3 protein-coding genes are annotated in these 3,301 nt (G+C 66.4%); all 3 read right to left on the bottom strand.

All coding sequences use genetic code 11. From position 1 onward, the window contains the following. Positions 1-199: 199 nt before the first annotated feature. Positions 200-922, bottom strand: coding sequence for a 3-keto-5-aminohexanoate cleavage protein (locus EOA27_RS28615; protein ID WP_126078142.1), 723 nt, complete (start codon positions 920-922; stop codon positions 200-202). Between the two features lie 167 nt (positions 923-1,089). After that, positions 1,090-2,022, bottom strand: a complete 933-nt coding sequence (locus EOA27_RS28610; RefSeq protein WP_126078143.1) for a dimethylarginine dimethylaminohydrolase family protein — start codon at positions 2,020-2,022, stop codon at positions 1,090-1,092. Between the two features lie 31 nt (positions 2,023-2,053). After that, positions 2,054-3,301, bottom strand: a 1,248-nt coding sequence (locus EOA27_RS28605) for an amidohydrolase (protein ID WP_127257807.1), incomplete at its 5' end; no start/stop codon positions are given.

The following is a 3,301-nucleotide window of genomic DNA, read 5'->3' as shown; positions in this document are numbered from 1 at the left end:
GGACCTTGCCGTGGTGTCGGACGAGAAGCGGGCGGAGTTGAGGGCCGACGCGGATATGCAGTGAGGGCGTTTCCTCGCCCCGCCAAAGGCGGGGACAGGTGTCCGCGAAGCGGACGGAGAGGGGCCTTCGTAGGGCGCTCCCCTCTCCGTCTCGGCTTCGCCGAGCCACCTCTCCCCACTTCGTGGGGGGAGGAACGGGTCACGCTCCGCGATAAATCCCCACAGCCGCCGCTACCAGTGCCGCATTGCTTTCGGCCACGCTGCCGTCCGGCAACTCCTTCCCGTCCTCCAGCCCAACCCGCGTCGAGAATTTCCGCAGCGCCGCCCGCTGAACAAAAGGCCACACGGTCGCGTTCTCGCCATGCAGCAGGATCGAGCGGCGGATACCCTCGCGCTGCAGCACCTTTTGGATGCCGTTGGCGACGGCAAAGGCCTCGTCCAGCGCCTGTTCGGAAATCTCGATCAGCACGCGCAGCACCCGCCCGCCATGGTCGAGACTGGCAAGCCTGAGCGCGTCGCCGATCGAGGCCAGCCCGGCCTCGATGCCGACGCCGCGGCCGCGCAGGGCCTCCATCACTTCAGGCGCCGCCGCCTCGCTGAGATTGACCGACGCGTAGTCGGGCAGCTCGCGCCAGCCGGAGATGGCGACCAGCGTGCGAAGATCGTCCTTCTCGATCCAGGCGCCGGTGGAGACGCCGATCAACGTGCCCGGACAGGCTCTGCGGAGCGCCGCGACCGTCCTATCCATCGCCTCCGGCGCCAGGCTCTCTCGGCTGTCGGCGCCACGCGCATGGACATGCAGTTCGGCGGCACCCGCAGCAATCGAGGCCGCAGCGTCGCGCGCCATCGCCTCAGGATCGAGCGGCAATGCGGGATGGAAATCGGCGGGACGGGCGCCGTTGATGCAAGCCTGGACGATCATCTTTGCGGCAATCCTGTTTCGGCTGGCGGAAGCCTAGCGCAGGGCCGGGATGATCGGAACGGATATGGCGAAGTCTCCTGACAGGCCGGCCAACAAAAGAGAAATCCCCTGGCCCGACAGCCAGGGGATAAGCATTCCCCTTGGTGGTTTCGGACCTTGAAAGCCCGTTACGCCGGCACGCGCTTCAGCGCCTGCGCCATGCAGTGGATGCCGCCGCCGGTCTTGGAGATCTCGCTCATGTCGACGGCCGCGACCTCGATGCCGCGCGCCTTCAGCTGGCCAATCAGCGTCTTGCTCGACGTGGGCGCGATCACCCTGTCCTTGCCGAGCGACATGAAGTTGCAGCCGAGCGCCATCGTGTCCTGGAAGGGCACGTCGATGATCTCATGGCCCTTGCCTTTCAGCCAGTCGACGATGCCGGGCTCGGTGCAGGCGAGGCAGACGGCGGTGAGCTTTTCGGCGATCGGCACCACCATCAGATCGATGTGGACATAATATTCGTCGATGAAGGCAAGACGCGTCTCCCAGCCTTCCTTGTCGAACCATTCCTTCACCTGGCGGGCGCCTTCTTCCTGGGTGCGGGCGCCGCCGCAGCCGATCAGCACGACGCCCTCCTCGATGACGTTGAAGTCGCCACCTTCGAAGGTGCCGGCCGTCACCATGTCGTAGATCGGGATGCCGAGCTTCTCATAGGTGCGGATGGCGGCGTAGTTCTCGCCGCGCCGCCACCAGTTGGCCATGGCGGTGATGAAGGCGCCGTAGGGCGTCATGACGCTGGAGTCGCGCGAATAGACCTGCATCGGCAGTTCCGGCGTCGGCTCGTGCCAGTGGATATTGACGCCGAAATGCTCGTAGGCTGCGACGAGGTCCTTATGCTGCGCCTGAGCGATCTGGATGTTGCAGGGCGCCTCGCGCAGATGTTTCCTGGATAGCGAGCTGGTCGACAGGTGGCGCAGGAAGTTCGGCGAGCCGAGCAGCACGTCAGTCAGCACATCGGTCTCGTTGGCGAAGCCCCAGGCGGTCAGCGGCTTGGTGCCGCCATTGGGGTTGCGGCGCTGCAGCGAGAAGGGCTCGGCGACGATGCGGTCATGGACGGTCATGGGGTTCTCCTTGGACTGTTTTGTTGATCGGTCATGCGGTGGAAGCGGCCGGGATCCACCAGTCGCGCCCGCGCGCGGTGGTGACATATTCCGGCCAGCGGAAGTTGATCGGCGGTTCATAGTCGCAGAGCGGCGCGATCCAGTTCGAGCCGCCGATGCCGCCGCCGGTCCGCCTGACGAACTCGTCCATCGCGGCATCGCGCGCGGCCTTGTCCTCCAGCAGGCGCAGTGCCGTCAGCGCGACCGTCTTGGCGGCGCAGGTGACCATCGGATCGATGGTGGCGGAGATGCCGCCCAGCGCGTTCATCGCCCAGGATGGATAGACATGGCCCTTGGCCGCGCGCAGCGCCGGGCGGGCGATGTAGAAACGCGATGTCGGCGCGTGCCAGCTCATGTCGGTGTAGTCGTCGGAGGTGGAGTTCACCTGCGAGGGCGGCAGGTCGCGGCGCAGGATCGCCTCGGCCTCCTGCGGCGCGATAAGCCGCTCCAGCTCGTCGATGAACGGGTTTTCGGTCGCCTCGCCGCCGGCATTGACCTGGACCTCGCGCCCGATCGCCCTCGCCTCTTCGTTCCATTGCGGCGCGCCGACAGTGGAGAGCGCCTGATAGGTGATATCGGCCATGGCGTGGTTGGCGAGCCCCGGCCGCGACTTCGAGACCCAATGACGCTCGTAGCGGCAGCCGCTCATCCTGGCAGCGGCTTCGGCGTTACGGTCGAGCACCGCGGTCACCTGTTCGGCCATGGCGATGGTCGGCACGCGGATCATGTACTGGATCTCGGCAAGGCCGGCCGGCAGATTGTCGGCGGTCGCCTGCCCTGCCGTCAGGATCGCCTCGCTGATCGACCAGCCGCCCTGATGGGTGAGCATGGAATCGCGCAGCGCCTTGGAGGCCATGTACATCATCATCAGCGCGTCATTGGCGCCGGGCGCCCGCACCGCCGAATGCGCCTGCGGGATGGGTGCTGCGTCGCTTGCCGCGCGGCCCCAATTCTCGGGCTCGTCGCAGACGAAGCGGTAGATCATCGAATAGGCGGCGCCGCAATGCGTGTCCCAGCGCGCGGTGTTGCAGAGCGGCAGCATGTAGAAGGGATGGAAGGAGATCATGCCGGCAAGGCCGTCATAATAGCCTTTTGCCGCATGGATCGGTTTCGAGCCCCGCACCTTCTCGGCCGGCTCGCCGGTGAAGCGCAGCGTGCCCTTGATGCCATGCTCCAGCATCGCCGCCTTAGTCGCGAGCAACCCGCCGAGGCTGCCGATGCCGAGGCCCGAATGCGGATC

Source organism: Mesorhizobium sp. M2A.F.Ca.ET.037.01.1.1 (genome assembly GCF_003998075.1).
In the GTDB taxonomy this organism is placed as follows: Bacteria; Pseudomonadota; Alphaproteobacteria; order Rhizobiales; family Rhizobiaceae; genus Mesorhizobium.
Note: the sequence above shows the minus strand (reverse complement) of the source record. Positions and strands in the feature narration are given on the sequence as shown.